This is a genomic window from Kibdelosporangium aridum (assembly GCF_900176515.1).
In the GTDB taxonomy this organism is placed as follows: domain Bacteria; phylum Actinomycetota; class Actinomycetes; order Mycobacteriales; family Pseudonocardiaceae; genus Kibdelosporangium; species Kibdelosporangium aridum.
Genome location: NZ_FWXV01000001.1, coordinates 1,679,503 through 1,701,126, shown reverse-complemented (window position 1 = coordinate 1,701,126; position 21,624 = coordinate 1,679,503). Strand labels below are relative to the sequence as shown.

Here is a 21,624-nt window from a genome sequence, read left to right as displayed (position 1 = left end):
GGACGCAGGCTGAAGTGATCACCCTGCTCACGGGTGATCAGGTTTTCCTAGGGGCGCAAGGAACTCCCAGGTACCTTCAGCCCGCGCCCGGCCGGGAGCGGCAGAACTTCTCGGTGTACCAGTCAAATGGACATACCTTCGTGGTTCCCGCCGACGCGATGCCGTTGCTGGCCAAGGGCGTTCTCGACGAGCGCCTGTTCGACGTGACCGAGCTGCGGCGCAGCGGTTACGGCAAGGGCAGTGTCCCGGTGATCGTGAAGTACGAAGCCGGGCGCAGGCCATTGACCGCTCAAGTCACCGCGGAACTGCCGAGTATCGACGCGGTCGCGCTGACGTCCGCGGGTACCGATGTGTGGAGCACTGTGCGGTCCGGCAGCGTCAAAAAGGTCTGGCTGGACGCGAAACGGACCGCGACTCTCGATCACAGTGTTCCGCAGATCGGTGCACCAACGGCATGGCAGGCCGGATACACCGGCAAGGGCATCACCGTCGCGGTGCTGGACACCGGCGTCGACCAGACGCATCCGGATCTGACCACCCAGGAGATCGGTGAGAAGAACTTCACCAGCTCCCGTGACAACGTCGACCGGTACGGCCACGGCACGCATGTGGCTTCGATCGTCGCGGGGACCGGCGCGAAGTCGGGCGGCAAATATCGCGGCGTGGCGCCGGACGCCAAGATCCTGGATGTGAAGGTGCTCGGGGACAACGGTTCGGGCCCCGACTCCGGGATCATCGCGGGCATGCAGTGGGCGGCCGAGCAAGGCGTCGATGTGATCAACATGAGCTTGGGCAGCTTCGACAGCCCTGAGATCGACCCGCTCGAAGAGGCCGTGAACACGCTGTCCGCCAAGTACGGCACGCTGTTCGTGATCGCCGCGGGCAACTACGGGCCGTCCACGTCCACCATCTCGTCACCGGGGAGTGCGGATGCCGCGTTGACGGTCGGCGCGGTCGACCGGAACAACCAGATCGCCGACTTCTCCAGCCGTGGCCCGCGCGACGGCGGCGGTGTGATCAAGCCGGACATCACCGGCCCTGGTGTGAACATCGTGGCCGCACTGCACGCGGCCGGGCAGATCGGTGACCCGGTCGTCGACGGATACACCTCGCTGTCGGGCACGTCGATGGCGACGCCGCACGTCGCAGGCGCGGCCGCTTTGCTCGCGCAGCAACACCCTTCGTTGACCGGCAGTCAGCTCAAGGCACGGCTGGTCGGGTCGAGCACGCCGACACCGGGGCTTACGCCGTTCCAGCAGGGCGCCGGTCGGGTCGACTCGGCGGCGGTTCTGAAGCAGACCGTGAGCGCCGAGCCGACTAGCGCGAGCTTTGGCCACCACCTCTGGCCACACACCCACGAGCCCGCCGTCACCAAGGAGATCACCTACACCAACGACGGTCCCGCGCCCGTCACGCTTGACCTGCGGATGGAGACCAACGCACCGGCGAGCCTGTTCTCGATTTCACCGGCGCAGCTTGTGGTTCCGGCCGGTGGTACGGCGACCGCGGTGGCGACGGCCGAGGTCCGCAACGTTCCCGACGGCGGCCAGTTCGGTGGTGCGATCGTGGCGACCGGTGGCGGGCAGCGGGTGCGGACCGCGATCGAAGCCGATCTCGAAGTGGAGAGCTACGACCTGACGTTGAACGCGATCGCCCGCAACGGCGAGCAGGCGGACTTCACCTCGGCGTACCTGATCAATGTGGACACCGGAGACCGCGTGTTCCCCGAGGCCACTGTGGACGGCAAGCTCACCCAGCGCCTGCCCAAGGGGCGCTACCTGCTGACCAGTTCGATACTCGGGCACGACCCGTACACCCATGACGTGCTGAACTACCCGAACCTGACGATCACCGGGCCGACGACGATCGACCTCGACGCGCGGTTGGCCAAGCCGGTCTCGATCAAGCTCCCCACTGCCGAGCCAGCCGCGTTGTCGTTGCTCCAAGTCGGGTTCGAGCGCACGACAGCCAAGGACACCTTCCACGTGTCCAACTTGTCCTTCGGCGGCAACCTCGACCACATTGGACTCGCCCAGCTCGGACCGGACTCCGACGAGGTCGTCGGTCAGCTGAGTACAAGCTGGACAGTGCGGAACGACTTCTACGGCCTGGCTTGGTACACAAAGGGCCGGTTCCTGTCGGGAATCGCCAAGGAGGTCCAGCCGGGCGAACTCGCGACGGTGAAGGTCGACACTGGACCGCTGCTGCCCGGCCAGTCCGCCGCGATCGGCGCGACGTCTTCGCCACGTGGCCAAGGCAATTGGGGCACTGGCTCGCTGACCGCCTTCACCCCACCGGGCATCCGCACCGAGTACTACGGCGGCGAGAACGCCGACTGGGCGCGTCGGATGAACGTGTTGGGCGACACCGGATATCAGGGCGGCATCGACGGCCCGCCACGAACCTACCTACCCGGAAAGTCTTATACGGAGTCGTTCTACCGTGGCGTTTTCGGACCGTCCTTCTCGGACAACAAGACCGACCCGTGGGTCCAGCAGCGCGGCGACACCTTGATCGCGCACGTTCCGTTGTTCGGTGATGGCGCTGGCAATGCCGGGTTTTCCATGGCGGACAAGGCGTCCACCAAGCTGTACCGCAACGGTGAACTGATGGCTGAGAGCCAGGAAGCCGGGTTCGTGCGCATGACCGTCCCCCAGGGGTCGGCGCGCTACCAACTGACCGCCGAAGCCAGCCGCTCAGGTTATGCCAGGTCAACCTATGTGTCCGGCTCGTGGACCTTCCAGTCCGACCACAGCTCCGGCATCACGGCGCTGCCCGTGTCGGCGATCCGGTACGCACCGAAGCTCGACGCGGCGGACAAGGCACCGACCGGAGTGCTGTTCCCGGTCCCGATCCACGTGCAAACCCAGGCCGGTGCGGGTCCCCGTCCCCGGCTGACATCGACCGAGGTGTCCTACGACCGAGGCGTCACGTGGCAGGAAGCTGCGCTGTTCGGTGACTTCCTGCTGCTGTACCACCCGCCGAGCGCCCCTTCGGTCTCGTTCCGCGCAAGCGCGGCCGACGACGCCGGAAACACGGTCGAGCAGACGATCATTGACGCCTACCAGTTGGCATGACGGCAGTTCCCTGGGCGACCGCGCACAGCTGACCTGTCGCAGCGGGCAGGTCGCCCGGGAACCGCTCGATCGCACGACGCACCATCACTCACGCTTATCCGCTCGCCTCACCGCAGTCCCCTGAGCCACCGCACACAACTCCCCATCCGAGTAAACATCGCACCGACAGGTCGCCCGAGAACCGCTCGACTGCACCACCCGTGCCTCAGCGCGCAGCGTGTTCCCGCCAGCAGGGCGGACATAGTCGATGGTGAAACCGGCGGTGAGCAGCGATGGGCCCAGCACCGAACCCGCGGCGAAGGTGAGCGTGTTGTCTGCCGCGTAGGCCAGCACGCCACCGTGCAGATACCCGTTCTGCTGCCGGAGGTCGTCTCGGGCGTCGATCTCGATGACGGCCTCCCCGTCGCCGAACGCCACCAGCCGCGCCCCCACCAACACGCTGAACGGCTGGCTTTCCAGGCCTTTCCGTGCGTCCTCGAAGTTCATCCCGATCCCCTCACTTCACTACTGAAGTGAGGATGTGCCCGGGCCGGATTTTTGTCAAGATCTGGGGCCATGGCGGACCAACGGCTGTACTTCCTGCTGCAGCGAGCTGCACACCAACTGCGCGTCGCGGCGGACCGGCGCTGCATGGGCGCCGCCGGAATCACCACGGCGCAGCTCGGCGCGCTGTTCGTTGTGCAGGAGCAACCGGGGGTGACGCAGCAGGAGCTCGCACACGCCCTCGGCCAACGCGAGTCCGCCATCACGTCGATGGTCACCCGTCTCGTGGACGCCGGCCTGATCAGCAAACGGACACACCCCAAGCAATATCGTGCGATCGCCCTCGACCTCACCACGTCGGGCAAGCAAGCGCTAGAACGCGTCCGCCCGGTGATCCAGGACTTCAACGAACAGATGCGCGCCGCGATCGGCGCGGACGCGTTCGACGCAACCGCCCAAGCACTGGCGAGACTCGACCGCTGGTTCGCGACCCCGGAGACCAGCTGAAGGACTTACTTCTCCTGCAAGGCTCTTCGCCGCGGCGGAGTCTGATCGGACCTGATCCGCGAGGGGATCCTCGGCCCCCCTGAGGTCACGGACGGCGCAGCGGCCTTGGCATCGGCGAGCCGAGACACCGCAAGCTGCTCGCCATCCTGCTGGCGCACGCCAACGAGGTGGTTTCCGCCGAACGCCTCGTCGACGCCTTGTGGGGCACCAAGTCCCCGGGCCACCGCGGTCGTCACCGGCATCCATGTTGAACGCCCCAGCGAGGAAGCCGCCTAAGGATCTTGATCCACAGATCTTGACAATAGCTCTCGCATCGACGCCGAGGAGTTCTACCGCCTGCTCGACGGTGCCGTGATCGACAACGTCAACATCTACAACGCCAAACTCAAGAGTGGCAGGACTACTACAACTACCACCGCGCCTCCATGGCGGCCTCGGCGGGCAAACTCCAGATCCCGGACCAGGACGTCTCGGTGCCTGCGCCTGCCAGGCCGCACAGCCCGTCAGTGCCCGATGATCGCGAGCGTCGCCACAGTGCGTCCCATGCCCATGTCATGGAGCAGGCAGAAGGTCCACACATCAAACCTGGAGGCGATCTCCACCTACCATTCCGGAATGACACGCCCGAATGTCCACTATGGACCGACGGCACTGCCTACCTGGCAGTTCCACGGAAAGGTGGCCGGGTTCTCCGGCTGTCTGGGACCATCGTGGGGTGGACCGTCAAGACAGTGCACTAGATGCCTCGCATCGCCTCGTCGGGAATCGATACCTGCTGGAGACGAGCATCGGTCAAGGTGCGATGGGAACGGTGTGGTCAGGGACGGACGAGCTGCTGCATCGCTCGGTGGCTGTCAAGGAGTTGAAACTCGCGCCCGACCTGCCTGAGGACGAAGCTGCCGACCTGCGCGAGCGTGCGCTGCGTGAGGCACGCGCGATGGCCGTGGTGACGCATCCCAACGTGGTGATGCTCTACGACGTGGCGTGGGACGACAACTCGCCCTTCGTGGTGATGGAGCTGGTTCCTGGGCAGAGTCTCGCGAAAATACTCAACAGGCATGGGCGTCTGGATGTCCCGCTGCTCGCGCTGGTGATCGACAGTGTCGCGGCGGCGTTGCAGGCCGCTCATCGGCTTGACATCGTGCACCGCGATGTCAAGCCGAGCAATGTGCTCGTGAGCAAGTACGGTGAGATCAAGCTCAGCGATTTCGGTATCGCCCGCAACAGCGCCGATCCAACCCTCACCAGAACTGGTTACCTGGTGGGCACACCCGCGTTCCTCGCACCCGAAGTCGCTGTAGGAGAACGCGTAACGCCCGCAGCCGATCTGTGGAGCCTAGGCACGACGCTCTTCCGGGCCGCAGAGGGGCGCCTGCCGTACGACAACACCGAGCCATTGGTCATCCTCAGCACGATCATCAACGGGGAAGTGCCGCAACACCACCAAACTGGCCCGATCGGCGAGGTGATCAGCGGACTGATGGTGAAGGATCCGGCACGTCGGATGCCTCTGGACCAGGTGCGCCAGCTTGTGCGCCCCTTGTTGCCCGCAGCCGGTACGAACCCGCTCGGCCACCTGCTGGATCCGAACGCGCCTGCCATGCGCGACGGGGCTGACTCGGCCACACGCAGGATCCGAAGCGACGGGACCGCCTCCAGAACATCCCAGTCCGGGAGCCGGCACACTCCGACCTCACCGCCCACCACACCATTGGCCAACAAGGCGACCAATCGCCGGACGAGAGTGATCATCAGCGCGGCGGCCGCTGTGGTTCTCGGTGTGGCCGGCTACCTCATCGTCGACAACATGGGCCAGAACCAGAAGCAGGATCCGGAACAGGGACAAACGCCCGTCCGCGGGGTCCCGCCGGAGTCGCTGGACGCCTACTCGAGAATCCAGGCCGAGCAGTACACCCGCGCGTTCCCGGGAAACATCAGGACATCCGACCACAAGGACGTCATCAACGGCCACGACATCGGGGCCGTCGGACCGATAGGGCACGGCGGGAGGCCTACTCTCGTGTATCGGAAGGTCGATTTCGGTCCTGTTTCACCTCGGCAGTTCTACGTGTTCACGCTGACCTCCGGCACAGACCCCAATGTGGCGATCGAGCTCCGGCTGGACGATCCGAAAAGCCCGCTGATCGGCAGGGTCCCCGTCAGCATCGCGACACCCCCGCAGCACTGGTTGGGCCAAATCGCCGAGATCTCTTCAGTAACCGGCACCCACGACCTGTACCTGACTCTCGTACCCGAGGACGGGGATCTGTACGGCGCAACCGGCACACGCGACAACATCCACATAGACGAGTTCTATTTCGAACTGTGAAGGAGCGCGTTCACGCTCAGTAAGGTCGGGACGGGCGCGCAGCACTGGTCCGCGCGCTGACACCTCAGGCGCGGGCGGCTCACTCCGTGACGACTGGGACGCCCGCGCTTTCAATACGAGCCCGCGCGTCCGAATCGACGTCTTCAGCGGTGATCAACGAAGCCACGTCGGTCACCGCGCAGATCCGGGCGAACGCCGCCGTGCCCACCTGTGGCGTGTCGAAGACCGCGATCGCCCGGCCAGCAGCGTCCATAAAGGACCGCGCGGTCCCCGCGATCTGGACGTCCTCAGTGGTCAGTCCGGCTTCGGGGCTCACCCCGTCCCCACCGATGATCGCCAAGTCCAGATACACATCACGCAACACCGAGCCGGTCAGGACCGAAGAGCCAACGGTGGTCACGCCGCCGGGCACCATCACACGGACTCCCGGACGCAGGGACGCCTCGTAAGCCGCGTCCAGTTCGTTCGTGACCACGGTCAACGACTCACGGTCAGCCAGGCTGCGCACGATCAGCACCGACAAAGGCCCTGCGGCGAGGCCAATCCGTGCGCCATCCGGGACCTGGGCCGCGGCGAGCTCGGCGATCCGGAACCGCTCGGCCTGCCGTTCGGCGACCACGGAGACGCTGGCAGGCAAGGACGAGCGGGCGACCGCACCGCCGTGCGTGCGTGACAACCACTTCTGCGCCTCAAGGAACGACAGGTCCCTGCGCACCGACGCCTCGGAGACGCCCAGCCCGCGCGACAGCGCGGTCACGGCCACGCTGCCATCCTTGGCCAGCCGCTCCATGATCGCATTCAACCGATCAGATCGACGCACGTGAGAAGCATACGAACCGCCGTCGAAAGGTCAATCGAGCAGAATCGCGCAGCAAAGCTGATCGGTTCTGCTTGTCTCGGCCGCCAGACGGTGTTAGTTTTCTCCCCTTCCTCCAGCGGAAGCTGAAAGGAGCGCCCCATGTCGGTCGGTCAGGCCCTCCTGCTCGCGTTCATCGCGGGCTTCGCCTACTTCAGCCGCCGCTTCATGGGCGATTTGTTCCTCGAACGGGCAATCGTCCTCGGCCCGGTCACCGGCCTGATCCTGGGCGACCTGCCGACCGGTCTCGTGGTCGGCGCCTCGCTGGAACTGATCTTCATCGGCGCCGCGGACATCGGCGGTTCCGTCCCGCCGAACCTGGCGATCGGCAGCATCCTGGGCACCGCGCTGGCCATCGACAGCGGCCTCGACCCCGGCCAGGCCCTGCTCGTCGCGGTGCCCGCGGCGCTACTCGGATCGTTCGGTGAGCTGCTGGCCAAGGCCGTCAGTTCGGTCTTCGTCACCGGCGCGGAGCGATACGCCGACAGAGGCAGTACGCGTGGCATCACCGCGATGCTGCATCTAGGAAATCTAGTGCACTTTCTCTGTATCGCGGTGCCGACATATCTAGGGCTCGTGCTCGGCAACGATGTCGTGCGCGGTCTAGCCGACAGCATCAGAGGACCTGTCGGCGATGGTCTGGCGGTCGCTGGAGCGGTACTGCCCGCGCTCGGGTTCGCGCTGCTGATGAACACCCTGGTGACCACGTCGTTGTTGCCGTTCTTCTTCATCGGCTTCCTGCTGGCCGCGTACACCGGGTTCGGTGTGCTCGGCGTGGCGCTGCTCGGTGCGATGATCGCCGCGCTGTGGATCAGCAGGAAGGGCGGGATCCGCCTGGTCCGGGCGGAATCGGACGAAGAAGCAGGCGCGCTCGTGCCCAAAAAGGACCAGCGCAGGCTCTTCTGGCGCTCGTTCGCCGTGCAGTCGGCGTTCAGCTTCGACCGCATGCAGGCGATCGGCTTCACCTGGGGGATGATGCCGCTGCTCAAGCGGATCTACCCGGACCGCACCGATCTCAGCGCAGCACTCAAGCGGCACCTGACGTTCTTCAACACGCATCCCTGGCTGCCCGGCCCGATCTACGCACTCGTGGCCGACCTTGAGACGCGGCACGCGACCAAACCCGTGAAGCAACCGGCGGAAAAGAAGGACGGCGTCAACGGATCGGCTGTGGCCGACGACATCGGCGCCTCGGACGTCAGCGTGCAGACCATCCAGGGCGTCAAAGGTTCCTTGATGGGCCCGCTGGCCGGAGTCGGCGACTCGGCGTTCCACGGCACGCTGCGGCCGATCTTCTCCGGCATCGGCGCGTCACTGGGTATGCAGGCCAACCTGCTGGCGCCGCTGATCTTCCTCGTGCCGGTCAACATCGTGCACGTCGTCGTGCGCTGGCTGACGTTGAAAGCCGGGTTCCGGCTGGGCAGCAGGCTGTTCGAACGGATCGACCAGAGCGCCTTGCGGCGGCTGATGGAAGGCGCGTCGATCACCGGTCTGATGGGCGTCGGCGCACTGGTCGGCACGTGGCTGGTGGTCAACGTGCCGTTGTCGTACATCGAAGGCAAGGCCACCATCAAGCTGCAGGAAATGCTCGACCACATCATGCCGAAGCTGGTTCCGTTGCTGATCACGTTGCTGGTGTTCTGGCTCGTGCGGCGCGGCGCCAACGCGGTGCTGATCCTCATCGGACTCGCCGTCGGCGGGTTCGCACTCGGAGCGTTGGGGGTTCTCGGTGTCCCGTCCTGACGACGAGGTCGCGATCGTGGTGGCAGGCCACGGCGACTTCGCCCTTGGCCTGGCCAGTGCGGTCGACCTGATCATCGGGCCGCAGGACAACTTCGCCACGGTGTCCCTGCCCGCCGAGGAGTCGCCCAGCGACTTCCTGGCCCGATTACGAGAGGCGATCGAGGACATCGACAGCGGTGCCGGGGTCGTCGTACTGGCCGATCTGCCCGGCGCGACGCCGTTCTCCACCGCCGCGCGGATCGCGCACGAGCGGGGAGGCGTCGAAGTGATCGGCGGGGCGAACCTGCCGATGGTGTTGGAGGCGTTGGTGCGCAGGCAAGGCCGGCAGCTCGACGACCTCGTGAAGATCATGGCCGAGGCAGGGCCCGCGGGGATCATCCGCTGGAGCCCGCCGTCCGAGGAGACCTGAGAGTGCCCATCGAACTGGTCCGTGTCGACCACCGGCTGGTACACGGCCAAGTGACCATGGGATGGTCACGTGCCGTCGGCGCGGACGTCCTGCTCGTCATCAGCGACCGTGTCGCGGCAAGCCCCTTCGACATCAGCCTGATGGAAATGGCTGTGCCACCGGGTGTCCGGCTGGTGGTGTGGAGCGTCGACCAAGCCAGGCAGGCCGCCGCGGACGGCGCATGGCCCGACGGCAAGGTCCTGGCGCTGGTCGCCAACCCGATCGACCTGGAACGTCTGGTGGCTGCGGGGTTGACGCTCAGCGAGGTCAACATCGGCGGCGTCCGCTCGGAAGGTGCGCGTCACAAACTGACCAAAGAGGTGCACGCCACCGACGACGAACTCGTGGCGTGGAAAACTCTTGCCGGCCAAGGAATCCGATTGTCCGTGCAGTGGCTGCCCGCACAGAAGCGCAAGCTGCTCAACGACGAGATCGCCAAACGATGACCGAGTACCGGATGTGGGAAGGCATTCTCGCCATCCCCGATGCCCTGCGCCACTCCCCCGCCGGTCTCGACGCGGCCGCGCAGGCCGTCGCGTCGAGGCAGTCCATCGACCTGATCGGCTGCGGCACATCCCATTTCGCCGCCATCGCCATCGCGCACGCGTTCCAGAGCGTCGCGGGAATCACCGCGCGCGTGCACAACGCCTTCGAGTACGCGGCCTACCCACCACCGCATCCCGACACGTTGATCGCCCTGTCACACACCGGCACCACGGCGGACGTCATGGCGGCCGTCACCGCCCACAGTGGACTGTCGGTCGCGTTGACCGACGCACCGATGTCGCCGCTGGCGCAGGCGTGTGACCATGTTCTCGTTGGGCCTGGCGGCTTGGAACCGGCGCTGACCAAAACCCGGAGTTACGCCACCACGTTGTCGCGCGGCTACGCTCTCGCGCTCGCCGTGGCCAGGCTGCTCGGCCGTCCGGCCCCAGCCTTGGAGCAAACCCTCTCGCAGGCAGGCGATCTGGCGGCGTTCACCCTCGCCACGAACTCCGCGAACGCGACCGCGCTGGCGAAGGAATTCGCCTCCGCCACGAGGATTGTCGTCGTTGGCGGCGGACCCGAGCTGGCGACCGCACGAGAAGGCGCGCTCAAAGTAACGGAAGCCGCGGCTATGCACTCCGAGGCCTGGCAAGTCGAAGAGGCCGCGCACGGCACATGGGCCAGCACCGAACCCGGCGAACTGGTGATCGTGCTCGCCCCGCACGGTCGTTCCGAAGCACACGCGCAGCGTATCGCTCAAGGCATGCGGATTGCCGGTGCGGAAGTCTGGCTGCTCGGCGACTCGTTGCCTCAGGTCGACGAAATGATGATGCCGCTGTTCAGCATGCTGCCGTTGTACGTCTTCGCGTACCGATTGGCATTGGCTCGCGGACGCAACCCCGACATCATGCGGACGGACGAGGAAAAACACCGCGCGGCCCGGGAAATCATGCGCCGCACGGTGCCAACGACGACGCCGTGGTGAATTCCAGCCGCATCGACTCCGATCGCGGCACGATCATCGCGGCGCCTGCACCGGGCGACCAGTCCTGCGGCAGGAAGAAGTACTGATTCCCGGACTGCAGAACAAGCCTCAGCCCGTCATACCGATAGCGGTAGGCGCCATCGGGATTGGCGCACGGTGTCATGGTCACGCCAGGACCGGTAAGGCTGAGACTCTTGGCGCTGTACAACACGGCGCCGGGATAACCACGCAACTCCGCTTGGACTTGCTGAGCCCGGCCCAGCCCCACCGAGCTGGCATAGTCGGCGGCCGCCCAGAACGCACAAATGCTCACCACCACAAAGGCGGCTGACCACTCGGCGAGCCCGACCCACTCCGATGATTTCCTCTCCCCGGCGCGCAACAGACGTGACGCGAACATCAGCAGCAGGACACCGGTCGCGAGGCTCAGTGGAGCGACGGTGAGACCGAGATCGAACAGCGATTCACCGAGTACGTCAAGAATTCCGACCAACGACAGGACAACGCCGAGGACAACCGCACCGATCACGATCACTCGTCGCTCGCGAGGTTTTTCGGTGAGGCGCAGCCGGAGTAGCCGCTGGCCCCACGCCACCACCAAAGCGATTCCCGCGACCACCGTCATCGGCACGAACAACCCGTCCGCGCTGCGGAGCAGATAATCCTCGAGCGTCAGCCCGAGGACTGTCGAGTGAACGCCGAAGTAGTAGCAGAACCAGAAAGCGTGCAGCCAGCCGAAATAGAACAGCAACGCGGTCACGACCGTACCGGGCGCGATGATCGCGCCCGCGGCCTTGAGCACCTTCGGCAGGACCGACGCGGCTCGATCGAGTTCGCCGTTCTGCCCGGTCATCGCACGTCAGGATGATGAGCGGGGAACCGGAGTCGGCGTCCCGGGCTCCGGCTCGACGGACGGTGTCTCCCCATCGGTCGCCCCGGCTTTTTCCGAGCAGGAGATGGTGACGGTCAAGGTCTCCCCACGGCGGATCGTCTTCTGCGGCCGCACCTTGCTAACCTCGCAGTTGGTGTCATTCTTCGATGCAAGCTCATAGCGCACCGTGACACACAGATTGCCGTCGCGGCAGCCCTCATCTCTGAGTGTGCGCTCGACACGGCTCTTCATTTGCTCGACATTGCCACCAGAGATAATGGTGAAGGCCGGGATCGTGATCGGCGCTCCTTGAGCGCCACCACCTGGTTTTCCGCCAGCCGGCCCGCCCGGCGCGCCCCCTTTCGGTGTCTCCGGAGTTGTCGCCGGGACACTGGCCGGTGTCTGCACGGGGTTCTCGGTGCTCGGGCTTTCACTGGTGCTGCCGGGCGAATCGGCATTGCCGCCACAGCCGAACAACGCCGGGACGAGTAATACGCAAAGTCCCGAACTTGCCCATTTCGTTCTTGTCATCTCGGCCTCCCCAGCCGGTCAATTCTCCGATTGTAGGCCGGGAGCCCGCGAACGAGATAACGAATTTAACGTTTAATGATCACCGTGTCGTCACTGCGCGGCAGGATCTCTGTCTCCGCCGACTCGGACCAGGGACGGGTCTGGAATTTCCGGCCGATGACCATGACCAGGACGGTCATCGTCAGGCCGACAATTCCGCCCCAGATGACGTCCGACGGCCAGTGCACGCCGACGAACACCCGCGAGACGGCCACGAGAAGCGCGGGGGCGAACAGAATCCAGCCCCATCGGCGGGAAATCAGCAAGCCGATGACGAACGCGAAAGTCAGCGCCGCGGTCGCGTGATTGCTCGGGAACGACACGCCCGGGTCGTGCTGAACCAGCAGGTTGACCTGCCTGGTTTGGAACGGCCGTTCGTGGAACGCCAGCGCCCGCAGGACCCGGTTCACGACGAACGACAGGCCTAACGCGACCGCGGCCTGACCGGCCAGCCAGAGGTTCGCGTTCCGATCCCGGTGCCGCATGTGCAGCACGGCCACCAGCAGCGCGGCGGCGCCGAGGATGTAGATCAGCGGTCCCGCTGCGAAGAGCATCGCCGCGTCCACCGCGGCGTTCCGCCCGGCCAGTCCGTTGATCACATCGAACAGCACACAACCCCCTACAGATGAACAGACGATCACGATCCGATGGATATTGATCATGCTATCGGTCCGTGACGACGTCGGGACGGGGCATCTGAGCTGCCGTATCCTGACGCGCATGCCGAGCGAGCGAGGCCTGTTGACCGAACGCATCGCCTTGCAGCTGGAGCACGACATCCGCAACGGCGACATTCCCGCGGGCGACAAACTGCCCTCGGAACGCGAGCTCGCCGCCCAGTTCGGCGCCAGCCGCAACGTGGTTCGTGAGGTACTCCGCCGACTTGAGGCTCAGCATCTGATCGAGGTCGCGCCGGGCCGTGGCGCGTTCGTGAGCGATCAGTCGTCAGCGCACGTCCGCAGCTACGACACCCTGTATCGGGCCGGACGCCCGACCGTCCGGCATCTCATCGAGGCACGCATCCCGGTCGAGGTGGAGATCGTCGGTCTTGCCGCCGAGCGCGCGACCGAAGAGCACATCTCAGCGATGCGTGCGGCCACCGAGAGGATGGCGCGGGCGACCGATGTCGTCGACAAGGCGCACGCCGACCTGGAATTCCACGACGCGATCGCGGCCGCAAGCGGCAACCCGGTCCTGCGGATCATGCTGTCGTCGATCAGCGGCATGATGTTCGAGATGATGCTGCGGTCGAACTCCGATCCGTCGATCGGCGAGCCCGGCGTCCCGCACCACCCCGAGATCCTCGAGGCCATCGAGGCGCACGACGTTGAGCGGGCGCGGGCGTGCATGCGCGAGCACCTCGCCCTCGGCCTGCGGACCTACGGGCCGTCGCTGGACATGAGCGTCGATCTCATGGCCAAGGAGCACATCGAGCAACTCCTGCGCCGTTAGCGCCTTAACGCCGCCGCCTTCGCTCGCTCCGGTTCGCCCACGAGTCGAAGGCAATGATCAACCCGGCCAGGACAAGCGGGACCAAGCCAACGAGCACCACGCCGTTGAGCAGGAGAACAAACCCAAAACTCGCCAACGCCACCGACGGCAGCAGGGCGTACGGATCAATCGGCCCGAACAACGGGCGCTCGCTGTTGCTCACCTCGACCTCCTTACCGCACAGTTTCGCCGACCCGGTCGCCGCTCGCTGATCAATCGGCAAAAACGACAGCCAAGGCACCTCGGTGGCCTCAGCTGTTTCGTCCTCGACTTCCTCGACCCCGACCTGGCCACCGCCCAACCCGGCTGAAAAACCGGCTCTTACCGGGTGACCGAAGCCAGCGGCGACCACAACACCCCACAGCGCCAGCACAAGCCCCGACATTTCCCGTCCCTCGCTCTGGTCATCTGCCAAGCGCGCTGCTACCTTCCAACTGGTCCTACCAGTTGGACCAGTTCTGATCGGAGCGGACAAGGATGTCCTTCAGCCGCCGTAACCTGGGAAAACTCGCGCTCGCCGCCGTGGGGGGCGGGTTGTCGCTCGGTTCCTGTGCCAGACCGAGCGCCAATCCGGCTACCCCGCTGCGGATCATGGCCATCAACCATGTCTGGTCGAGGGCGATCAGCAAACGGATCGGTGAGTTCGAGCAGCGGATCGGCCGCCGGGTCTCGATGTCGCTGCTGACTTCCGACCAGCTGGCGAACAGCTACAACGTCAAGCTCAACGCGTCGGCCACGGACATCGACGTGATGATGGTTCGCGCCCTGCAGGAACAGTTGCTGTTCGCGCGCAACGGCTGGCTCACCGATCTGACCGACCGTGTGCAAGACCCGGCGTACCAATGGAACGACTTCCAGGACGCGCCACGGCAACGCTCGATCACGGCAGGCAAAGTCCTCAGTGTCCCGGTGGTGACCGAACGGCCGGCGCTGTACTACCGCAAGGACCTCACCGAACCGCCGACGACCCTGGAAGTACTGCGGGACACCGCATTGCGGCTGACGCGCGACGGCTTCTTCGGCTACGTCGGCCGTGGTCAACGGGCCGGCGCGGTGAGCCAGTGGTCGAGTTTCCTGTACTCGTTCGGCGGTGACTTCACCGTCGAAGGCAAGTCCGCCATCGCCACACCCGAAGCGATCGCCGCGTACGAGTACTACGGGTCCTTATTGGAACGAGCCGGGCCGCCTGGTGCCACCAACATGAGTCTCGAACAGGCCATGCCGATCTTCGCCCAGGGCAAGGCCGCGTTCTACGTCGACGCCGACGCGATCTACACCAGCTTCCTCGATCCCAAGGTCTCGACGGTCAAGGACACCATCGGATACGCGCCGTTCCCAGCGGGCCCAGCCGGGTCGAAGCCGTACAACATCCCGTCGTGGAGCCTGGCGATCAGCAGGTTCTCCCTGCTGCAGGATCATGCGTGGGAGTTCATCCGCTGGGCTTCCGGTCCGGAGATGGCCGGGCAGATCCAGGCCGACGGGATCCCGGGCGCCCGCCGGTCCGCCTGGCAGAACCCGGCGTCCGCCGCGGTATTCCCGCCGGATCTGGCGAGGACCATGCAGATCAGCGCCGCGACAGGCGTCAGCCACGACCGGCCGGACGTGGTGCAGGTCGGCCGCGCCAGGGACATCGTGGGCCGTCCGCTCGTGGCCGGGATACTGGGAAATCCGGTGGCGCCGGTCGCGCGGGACGCCGACGCCGAGTTCGCTGCCTTTCTGGCCCGCGGTCGAACGCACGATCTACTTCACGGTCGTTGCCGTGGTGATCGAGACCGTCTTCGGGCTCGCGCTGGCGATGCTCATGCGCAAAGCGTTCCGCGGCAGCAGGATCGTCCGCACTGTCCTGGTGATCCCGTTGCTCGCGACTCCGGTCGCGATCGGCATCCTGTGGCTGCTGATCCTCGACCCGACCAACGGCATCGCCAACCACCTGCTGAGCGCGCTCGGCCTGCCACGGCTGGAGTTCCTCGGCTCGTCCAGCCAGTCCCTGCCGACGTTGATGGGCATCGACATCTGGCAGTGGACGCCGATGATGACGCTGCTCCTGCTCGCCGGACTGTCCACATTGCCCACCGAGCCGGAAGAAGCGGCCCAAGTGGACGGTGCGAACGCCTGGCAGCGGTTCCGGCACGTGATCCTGCCGCTGCTGTGGCCGACTCTGGCCGCCGCGATCGTGCTGCGCAGTGTCGACGCGCTCAAGACGTTCGACATCATCTACGCCACCAAGGGCCCGGGTGGCGGTTCGGACTTCGAGGCGGAAACCTTGAACATCTACGCCTACGGACTGACGTTCGACTACCAGGAGTACGGCCTGGCGGCCTCCGTGCTGGTGTTGTTCACGCTGGTGATTGTGGGTGTCGTGGTGATATTGAGGCGTGGCGGCAGGAGGGAGAGCGCGTGAAAGCCTTGTGTTTCACGGCGATCGCGCCCGGTGGCAGGAGGGAGACCACGTGAAGGCCCTGCGTGTCACCGCGATCCTGCCCGGCGGCAGGAGGACCACCGCGTGAAACTCCTCCGAGCCACCGCCATCGCCCTTGTCTCCCTCTTCTTCTCCTTGCCGATCGTCTGGCTGTTCGCGGCTTCCTTCAAGACCAACATCCAGGTGACCGACCCGAGCGTCGGCCTGTTCTTCCCACCCACTCTGTCCAACTTCCAGGCGATCTTCCGCGACGGCGAGATCCTGAAGTCGTTGCTGAACTCCTTGATCGTCGGCGTTGTCTCCACTGTGCTCTCCGCAGTCATCGCGGTTCCCGGAGCGTGGGCCGTCGGGCGGTTCCGGATGCGCCGGACTGGCTCGCTCGCGGAACAACTTCATGTTCGCGTTGATCTTCTCCAACGAGGACACCAAGACCGCGCCGGTCGCCTTGTTCAACTTCATCTCCTACGCCAGCACCGACTGGGGCGGGCTGATGGCCGCGGCCACGTTGATGACGTTGCCGGTCGTGCTCGTCGCGATCCTCGGCCAGAAGTACATCGTCACCGGCCTGACCGCCGGTGCGACCAAAGGATGAAAGGACTCCGCGTGAAGATCGTCGCCGCCAAGGTGGTCGTGACCAGTCCGGGGCGCAACTTCGTCACACTCAAGATCGAGACGGACGAAGGTGTGACCGGCCTCGGCGACGCCACGTTGAACGGGCGCGAACTGGCGGTGGCCAGCTACCTCACCGACCACGTGGTGCCGTTGCTGCACGGCATGGACCCGCACCGGATCGAGGACACCTGGCAGTCGCTCTACCGCGGCGCGTACTGGCGGCGCGGCCCTGTCACAATGGCCGCGATCGCCGCGGTCGACGTGGCGCTGTGGGACATCAAGGCGAAAGTGGCCGGGCTCCCGCTGTACCAGTTGCTGGGCGGTAAAAGCCGGGATCGAGTACGGACGTACGGACACGCGCACGGCAACGACCTTCCGCACCTGTTCGACTCGGTGCGCGCGAGGCTAGCCCAGGGCTACAAGTCGATCCGGATCCAAACCGGAATCCCCGGCCTGCGCAAGGTCTACGGTGTTCGATCCACATTGGACCAGGGAAACCTTCCCGTGGTCGAGGACTGGGACACCGGCGCGTACTTGCGGCACGTCCCCGGGGTGTTCGAAGCGGTCCGCAACGAGTTCGGCCCGGAACTGCCGTTGCTGCACGACGTTCACCACCGCTTGACGCCCATCCAAGCCGCCAGGCTGGGCAAGGACCTCGAACCGTACGACCTGTACTGGCTGGAGGACTGCACACCCGCGGAGAACCAGGACGGGCTTCGCCTGGTCCGCCAGCACACCACGACACCGCTGGCGCTCGGCGAGGTCTTCAACACCGTTTTCGACTACCAGACTCTGGTTCAGCAACAGCTGATCGACTACGTCCGCTCCTCGGTGACGCATTTCGGAGGCGTCACAGCGCTGCGGAAGCTCTTCGATTTCGCCGCGGTCCACCAGATCAAGAGCGCGATCCACGGCCCCGAGGACATCTCCCCCGTCGGCATGGCCGCAGGCATCCACCTGGACCTGGCCATCCACAACTTCGGAATCCAGGAGTACGCCGGATACACCGACCTGACCAACGAGGTCTTCCCACACGCCTTCACCTTCAGCGACGGCTACCTGCACCCCGGTGAGACACCCGGGATCGGTGTGGAGCTCAACGAGGAACTAGCCGCCGCGCACCCGTACACACAGGCGTACCTGCCGGTGAATCGGTTGCACGACGGCACAGTCCACGATTGGTGATCAGTCGCCGCACGATGCCGACCGTCTGACAATGGCTAAGGGCAGAGACGGAACGGCGTCACGCCAGGAAAATTGGTAGCCCAGATGCCAGCAGCAGTCCTTTCGACATCTCTGCCGCAGGCGTTCGACGCTGACTTCTCAGCACTGAGCTCCAGTCGTCGATACTCATACTTGCCATTATGGTTTGTCACCAGGAGCAGCGCGTTCAACCGATGCGCATAGTGCACAAGCGCGATGTCCAGAGCGCCGCTCGTTGTCGTGGACAGGACTCTGTCCGCTGAGCCGCCGCGGATCGACCTATCCGGTCCGAATTCAGGCGTATCCAACATGGTAATCGCGTTGAGCGTCTGAGTCAGAACCGTCGGCGGGCGCGAGCCGTCGGGGCTGACCTGGAGGACCGGAATCTCCGCCGGCGTGTAGCCCGCCCGCATGAGCAGTTCGGCCGAACCACCCCATTCTGTTCTCCACCAAGAGACAGAATGTGGATACTCCAGGTCCCGTTCCTTTTTGAACTCCGAAAGCGTTGCCTGTCGGCCGTCGTGCGAGAACGCCACCTGACGTACGGTCATACCCGGGGTTGTGATAGTCGCACGCGGCTCATACGTCTTTCCATCGGGAAGCAGTTTGTGAAGCACGACAGTATCCCCGTCGGGCATCGGTTTTATCGTGGCCACGAGGTCCCGACCTGCGGCGAACTGTGGCCAGGTGCCCGGCAGTGTTGCGGTGTGCACCGGTGTTGCCGGGTCGCCGAGGTCCCATAGTTCGCTGATGTCCGGCACATATTTCGGAACCGCGAGAACGTTGGTGGTCAAGATGTATCGGCCGTCTGGCGACCAGCCACTGACGTGCGTGGTCGCTGGCACTGTGGCTCGCCTGACCGGCTCTCGGATGTCACTGATGTCCCAGACGACGAGTTCTCCGTTGTGACCGGGTGACAGGAGTACCTTGCCGTGCGGACTCACGCTGGGACGCAAGCCTGCTCGTGCTCCGTCGACGAAGGGAACTGACGACTCTTCTCGCAACCCATCGTCGGTGATCGAGAAGATGGTGACGATTCCGGTGTCCGGGTGTCCAGCCACCAGCACCTCGCTGTTGGCCGAAACCGTGGCGAACTCGGTCTTCAGATCGATGGCTGCCAGCGCAGCCGACGCGCCGATGAGCGGGCTTTCAGTCGCTTGTGAGGGATTCAGTCGATATGCGGCCAGTGCCAGCATGGCGGCGCGTCGCGGATCGGTGTGGATGAGGCCCTCGGCGACGGGTACGGCACGCGAGGCGAGAGCCGTACGCAGAGCTAGAGCCGTTTCGCGTTGCTGGGCGGCGGTTTGTTGCGCGTTTGAGGCGTAGACAAACGCGCCGGTGGCGAGCACGACCAGCACCGTCAGGACGGCGATCAAGACGCGCTGCCGACGAATCTGCCGCCGGGTCGACGTGCGTGCGGCTTCATCCGCAGCCGCGGAAGCCTGCAGAAAAGCCTGTTCGAGCTCGGTGAGCCCCTTGTCGTCGTTGGCCCAGTCGGTCAGGAGGGTCAGACGGTTGCCGCGTACCAGCGTCGCCGGATCCTGATCATGGTTCTGCCACACTGCGGCGGCATCAGTGAGTTCACGGTGCAGGCGATGGCCTTCACGGTCGGCGTTGAGCCAACGTTGCAGCCGTGGCCACGCGCCGATCAGCGCCTCGTGCGTGATCTCGACGTCGTCGCGGCCGAAGGTCAAGAGCCTGGCCCCGCCAAACGCGTTCAACACAGCGGTGGTGTCAGGGGTGTCGTCGAGCTCGCTGCGGCGCACGCGTCGTCGCGTGTCTTCGGTGCCCTCGCCGAGAACGACAAGGCGCCGGAGGAGGTGCTGAGCGACGTCCTGTTGACGGGTGGTGAGAGAGCTGTAGACGGCTTCGGCGGTGCGGGCGAGTGCTCCGTCAATACCGCCGGTGGCCTGAAAGCCAGCGAGAGTCAACGTGTTGCCCTTGCGGCGGCGCCACGTTTCCAGCAGTGCGTGTGACAACAGTGGCAGGGTGCCTGCTTGACCGTGGGTGTGGGCGACCAGCGCGCTGAGCAGGTCGCTTTCCACGGCGCACTCGGCGATGTTCGCAGGGCGGGTGATCGCCCGCCGCAGTTCGCCGGCGGTCATCGGGCCGACAGTGATCTGGGCGTCCTGCAGCGCCGCCGCGAGCTCAGGGTGTTGGGCGCAGTGGCTGTAGAAGTCCGCGCGAACTCCGAGTACCACCCTGCACCCTGATTCCGACGAGATCGCGGTGAGCAGCAGTCCCAGGAACGTGGCGCGTTCGTCGGGATCGGTGCAGAGGGTGAAGACTTCTTCGAACTGGTCGACGACGACCACAGGCTCCGCAGTGGTGGGTCGGTCAATACGCAGTTGCTTGGTCAGGGAGTGCAGTGCGTGCGGGGCAGCTCGCAGTTCGGTTTCCACGGCGACTGCCATCGCACCCACAAGCGGGGCCAGGTGAATGGCGCACTCGCGCACCGGGTGCGTGCCAGGCGTGAACAGCACGACGGCGCCTGAGTCCGGGCTGCTGCGCAGTGCCGGGATGAGACCCGCTCGGAGAACCGACGATTTTCCCGCGCCGGATGGGCCGAACACTGCCAGGAATCGCTGCGTGCTCAGCCGCATAGCCAGATCTTCGACGAGCCGTTCGCGCCCGAAAAACCACTGGGCGTCCTCGGACCGATACGCGGACAACCCAACATAAGGAGCCTCACCAACCGGCTCTGGCGGACCGTCGCTGTCGTTGAGGTCGGCGGCCAGCCTGTGCCAGCGGCGCTCCCACTCGTCCCGGTCGCCGTCGCACGCGGTGACGAACGCGAGGGTCACCGCCAAGCTCGGCAACCGGCGCCCACCCGCGGCATCAGACAGCGTCGTGGCCGAGTAGTGCGCCCGCTTAGCGAGTTCCCGATAGGGCGGGCTCCCCGCCTCCTCCCGGAGTTTGCGCAGGTCAGCCGCGAAATCTGTCAGGGCTGATCCATCGTGTTCCAGCGGTCGTTCCGCACGTGGCATCTCTTACCAACCTCTCCCCAAGGTCGGTTGGCCATTGTCCGGACGTTGATGTCCGGCGTCCATCCCCCGGCGCCGGACAACCCGAACGCGCTACACCCAGTGCAGTCCCTCGCTCCGAGGGGGAACGAGGGACACCCCACAACCAAGGAAGGCACCCGCAACGTGCGTAAGTTCAAGGACCTATGCGCCATGCTCGGATTCGCCGCGCTCGTCGCTGCCGCACCGGCAGCCACCGCCTACGCGGCCCCGTCAAGTGGCAACGGTGGCGCGTCCATCACCGCATGGTGGGACTGTCCACCCAATGCGTTCTGTGTGTGGGAGGGCCGCGATGGAAACGGCGAATGGGCAGAAATTCTCGGCACCGTCAACAATCTGCATGAGTACAGGTGGGGCGACAGGATCCGCTCGGTGTGGAACCGAACCGGCAGGGTGTGGTGCACCTTTGTCGACATCAACCAGACCGGAGCGACATGGCCCGTGGGGAACTGGCAAGGAAACACGTGGCGGTACGGCCGCGAATCGAACATCACCTCCATACGTCCGGGCGCCTGCTAGCA

The 21,624-nt window shown here is 65.4% G+C and carries 22 protein-coding genes and 1 pseudogene; 14 read left to right on the top strand and 9 right to left on the bottom strand.

Annotation, left to right across the window (positions count from 1 at the left end):
• The first annotated feature begins 14 nt into the window (after window positions 1–14).
• A complete protein-coding gene (locus B9C43_RS07135) occupies window positions 15–3,077 on the top strand; it encodes a S8 family peptidase (RefSeq protein ID WP_160096391.1) in 3,063 nt (1,020 codons plus the stop codon).
• A gap of 84 nt (window positions 3,078–3,161) precedes the next feature.
• On the opposite strand, the gene B9C43_RS07130 is transcribed toward B9C43_RS07135, so the two are convergent.
• Entirely contained in the window at window positions 3,162–3,563 is a 402-nt protein-coding gene (locus tag B9C43_RS07130; protein ID WP_084425175.1) for a PaaI family thioesterase, read from the bottom strand.
• A 69-nt stretch (window positions 3,564–3,632) separates the two neighbouring features.
• Here B9C43_RS07130 and B9C43_RS07125 point away from each other — a divergent pair, with 69 nt between their 5' ends.
• The 3 genes from B9C43_RS07125 (at window position 3,633) to B9C43_RS07115 (ending at window position 6,396) form a co-directional block, all read left to right on the top strand.
• Entirely contained in the window at window positions 3,633–4,067 is a 435-nt protein-coding gene (locus B9C43_RS07125) for a MarR family winged helix-turn-helix transcriptional regulator (protein ID WP_084425174.1), read from the top strand.
• Between the two features lie 110 nt (window positions 4,068–4,177).
• A complete protein-coding gene (locus B9C43_RS60090; protein ID WP_084425173.1) occupies window positions 4,178–4,318 on the top strand; it encodes a winged helix-turn-helix domain-containing protein in 141 nt (46 codons plus the stop codon).
• A gap of 377 nt (window positions 4,319–4,695) precedes the next feature.
• On the top strand, window positions 4,696–6,396 hold the full coding sequence (locus tag B9C43_RS07115; RefSeq protein ID WP_200825442.1) for a protein kinase domain-containing protein: 1,701 nt from the start codon (window positions 4,696–4,698) through the stop codon (window positions 6,394–6,396).
• 79 nt (window positions 6,397–6,475) lie between these two features.
• Here B9C43_RS07115 and B9C43_RS07110 read toward each other — a convergent pair whose 3' ends face one another.
• On the bottom strand, window positions 6,476–7,216 hold the full coding sequence (locus tag B9C43_RS07110; RefSeq protein WP_033393374.1) for a DeoR/GlpR family DNA-binding transcription regulator: 741 nt from the start codon (window positions 7,214–7,216) through the stop codon (window positions 6,476–6,478).
• A 138-nt stretch (window positions 7,217–7,354) separates the two neighbouring features.
• On the opposite strand from B9C43_RS07110, the gene B9C43_RS07105 reads away from it, so the two are divergent.
• The 4 genes from B9C43_RS07105 to B9C43_RS07090 are packed head-to-tail and all read left to right on the top strand — an operon-like array spanning window position 7,355 to window position 10,914.
• On the top strand, window positions 7,355–8,995 hold the full coding sequence (locus B9C43_RS07105) for a PTS system mannose/fructose/sorbose family transporter subunit IID (RefSeq protein WP_084425171.1): 1,641 nt from the start codon (window positions 7,355–7,357) through the stop codon (window positions 8,993–8,995).
• Window positions 8,982–9,404 carry a PTS sugar transporter subunit IIA gene (locus B9C43_RS07100; RefSeq protein WP_084425170.1) on the top strand — a complete coding sequence of 141 codons (423 nt, stop codon included), beginning with the start codon at window positions 8,982–8,984 and terminating at the stop codon, window positions 9,402–9,404. Before B9C43_RS07105 ends, B9C43_RS07100 begins: the two co-directional genes overlap by 14 nt.
• A 2-nt stretch (window positions 9,405–9,406) precedes the next feature.
• Window positions 9,407–9,889, top strand: a complete 483-nt coding sequence (locus tag B9C43_RS07095) for a PTS sugar transporter subunit IIB (RefSeq protein ID WP_033392152.1) — start codon at window positions 9,407–9,409, stop codon at window positions 9,887–9,889.
• Window positions 9,886–10,914 (top strand): SIS domain-containing protein, encoded by a 1,029-nt coding sequence (locus B9C43_RS07090; protein ID WP_084425168.1) that lies wholly within the window; start codon window positions 9,886–9,888, stop codon window positions 10,912–10,914. The genes B9C43_RS07095 and B9C43_RS07090 overlap by 4 nt, the downstream gene beginning before the upstream one ends.
• On the opposite strand, the gene B9C43_RS07085 is transcribed toward B9C43_RS07090, so the two are convergent.
• The 3 genes from B9C43_RS07085 to B9C43_RS07080 form a co-directional block, all read right to left on the bottom strand.
• Window positions 10,877–11,767, bottom strand: a complete 891-nt coding sequence (locus B9C43_RS07085) for a hypothetical protein (RefSeq protein ID WP_084425167.1) — start codon at window positions 11,765–11,767, stop codon at window positions 10,877–10,879. The two genes, B9C43_RS07090 and B9C43_RS07085, sit on opposite strands and share 38 nt — an antisense overlap.
• A 6-nt stretch (window positions 11,768–11,773) precedes the next feature.
• Complete coding sequence (locus B9C43_RS55450; protein ID WP_143446165.1) at window positions 11,774–12,316, bottom strand: hypothetical protein; 543 nt, start codon at window positions 12,314–12,316, stop codon at window positions 11,774–11,776.
• Window positions 12,317–12,381: 65 nt separating this feature from the next.
• On the bottom strand, window positions 12,382–12,966 hold the full coding sequence (locus B9C43_RS07080) for a phosphatase PAP2 family protein (RefSeq protein WP_160096389.1): 585 nt from the start codon (window positions 12,964–12,966) through the stop codon (window positions 12,382–12,384).
• 109 nt (window positions 12,967–13,075) lie between these two features.
• Between B9C43_RS07080 and B9C43_RS07075 the strand changes: the two genes are divergently transcribed.
• Window positions 13,076–13,807, top strand: a complete 732-nt coding sequence (locus tag B9C43_RS07075; RefSeq protein WP_033392149.1) for a FadR/GntR family transcriptional regulator — start codon at window positions 13,076–13,078, stop codon at window positions 13,805–13,807.
• A 4-nt stretch (window positions 13,808–13,811) separates the two neighbouring features.
• Here B9C43_RS07075 and B9C43_RS07070 read toward each other — a convergent pair whose 3' ends face one another.
• Window positions 13,812–14,231: a hypothetical protein gene (locus B9C43_RS07070; protein WP_084425165.1), complete on the bottom strand. Its 420-nt coding sequence runs from the start codon at window positions 14,229–14,231 to the stop codon at window positions 13,812–13,814.
• Between the two features lie 92 nt (window positions 14,232–14,323).
• On the opposite strand from B9C43_RS07070, the pseudogene B9C43_RS60085 reads away from it, so the two are divergent.
• A pseudogene (locus B9C43_RS60085) lies at window positions 14,324–15,298 on the top strand (ABC transporter substrate-binding protein); the annotation flags it as partial.
• On the opposite strand, the gene B9C43_RS58395 reads toward B9C43_RS60085, so the two are convergent.
• Window positions 15,262–15,477: a hypothetical protein gene (locus B9C43_RS58395; RefSeq protein ID WP_235038470.1), complete on the bottom strand. Its 216-nt coding sequence runs from the start codon at window positions 15,475–15,477 to the stop codon at window positions 15,262–15,264. The pseudogene B9C43_RS60085 and the gene B9C43_RS58395 overlap by 37 nt on opposite strands.
• Before the next feature lie 128 nt (window positions 15,478–15,605).
• Here B9C43_RS58395 and B9C43_RS57460 point away from each other — a divergent pair, with 128 nt between their 5' ends.
• Window positions 15,606–16,247, top strand: a complete 642-nt coding sequence (locus tag B9C43_RS57460) for a carbohydrate ABC transporter permease (RefSeq protein WP_235038469.1) — start codon at window positions 15,606–15,608, stop codon at window positions 16,245–16,247.
• Between the two features lie 65 nt (window positions 16,248–16,312).
• Here the strand turns inward: B9C43_RS57460 and B9C43_RS58390 are convergent, their stop codons facing one another.
• Entirely contained in the window at window positions 16,313–16,588 is a 276-nt protein-coding gene (locus B9C43_RS58390; RefSeq protein ID WP_235038468.1) for a hypothetical protein, read from the bottom strand.
• 71 nt (window positions 16,589–16,659) lie between these two features.
• Between B9C43_RS58390 and B9C43_RS58385 the strand changes: the two genes are divergently transcribed.
• A complete protein-coding gene (locus tag B9C43_RS58385) occupies window positions 16,660–16,857 on the top strand; it encodes an ABC transporter permease family protein (RefSeq protein ID WP_235038467.1) in 198 nt (65 codons plus the stop codon).
• Window positions 16,858–16,868: 11 nt separating this feature from the next.
• Window positions 16,869–18,062 (top strand): D-mannonate dehydratase ManD, encoded by a 1,194-nt coding sequence (manD, locus tag B9C43_RS07055; protein WP_084425163.1) that lies wholly within the window; start codon window positions 16,869–16,871, stop codon window positions 18,060–18,062.
• Between the two features lie 35 nt (window positions 18,063–18,097).
• Here the strand turns inward: manD and B9C43_RS07050 are convergent, their stop codons facing one another.
• Complete coding sequence (locus B9C43_RS07050) at window positions 18,098–21,067, bottom strand: nSTAND1 domain-containing NTPase (protein ID WP_084425162.1); 2,970 nt, start codon at window positions 21,065–21,067, stop codon at window positions 18,098–18,100.
• Window positions 21,068–21,229: 162 nt separating this feature from the next.
• On the opposite strand from B9C43_RS07050, the gene B9C43_RS07045 reads away from it, so the two are divergent.
• Complete coding sequence (locus tag B9C43_RS07045) at window positions 21,230–21,622, top strand: peptidase inhibitor family I36 protein (protein WP_160096387.1); 393 nt, start codon at window positions 21,230–21,232, stop codon at window positions 21,620–21,622.
• Window positions 21,623–21,624: the final 2 nt, after the last annotated feature.

What these genes read in the sequence shown, in the direction of transcription:
- B9C43_RS07130 (WP_084425175.1), bottom strand. Translation starts at nt 3,563, where the DNA reads ATGAACTTCGAGGACGCACGGAAAGGCCTGGAAAGCCAGCCGTTCAGC.
- B9C43_RS07125 (WP_084425174.1), top strand. Translation starts at nt 3,633, where the DNA reads ATGGCGGACCAACGGCTGTACTTCCTGCTGCAGCGAGCTGCACACCAA.
- B9C43_RS07115 (WP_200825442.1), top strand. Translation starts at nt 4,696, where the DNA reads ATGTCCACTATGGACCGACGGCACTGCCTACCTGGCAGTTCCACGGAA.
- B9C43_RS07105 (WP_084425171.1), top strand. Translation starts at nt 7,355, where the DNA reads ATGTCGGTCGGTCAGGCCCTCCTGCTCGCGTTCATCGCGGGCTTCGCC.
- B9C43_RS07090 (WP_084425168.1), top strand. Translation starts at nt 9,886, where the DNA reads ATGACCGAGTACCGGATGTGGGAAGGCATTCTCGCCATCCCCGATGCC.
- B9C43_RS07085 (WP_084425167.1), bottom strand. Translation starts at nt 11,767, where the DNA reads ATGACCGGGCAGAACGGCGAACTCGATCGAGCCGCGTCGGTCCTGCCG.
- B9C43_RS55450 (WP_143446165.1), bottom strand. Translation starts at nt 12,316, where the DNA reads ATGACAAGAACGAAATGGGCAAGTTCGGGACTTTGCGTATTACTCGTC.
- B9C43_RS07075 (WP_033392149.1), top strand. Translation starts at nt 13,076, where the DNA reads ATGCCGAGCGAGCGAGGCCTGTTGACCGAACGCATCGCCTTGCAGCTG.
- B9C43_RS07070 (WP_084425165.1), bottom strand. Translation starts at nt 14,231, where the DNA reads ATGTCGGGGCTTGTGCTGGCGCTGTGGGGTGTTGTGGTCGCCGCTGGC.
- B9C43_RS58395 (WP_235038470.1), bottom strand. Translation starts at nt 15,477, where the DNA reads ATGTCCCTGGCGCGGCCGACCTGCACCACGTCCGGCCGGTCGTGGCTG.
- B9C43_RS58390 (WP_235038468.1), bottom strand. Translation starts at nt 16,588, where the DNA reads ATGACTGCGGAGAGCACAGTGGAGACAACGCCGACGATCAAGGAGTTC.
- B9C43_RS58385 (WP_235038467.1), top strand. Translation starts at nt 16,660, where the DNA reads ATGTTCGCGTTGATCTTCTCCAACGAGGACACCAAGACCGCGCCGGTC.
- B9C43_RS07050 (WP_084425162.1), bottom strand. Translation starts at nt 21,067, where the DNA reads ATGCCACGTGCGGAACGACCGCTGGAACACGATGGATCAGCCCTGACA.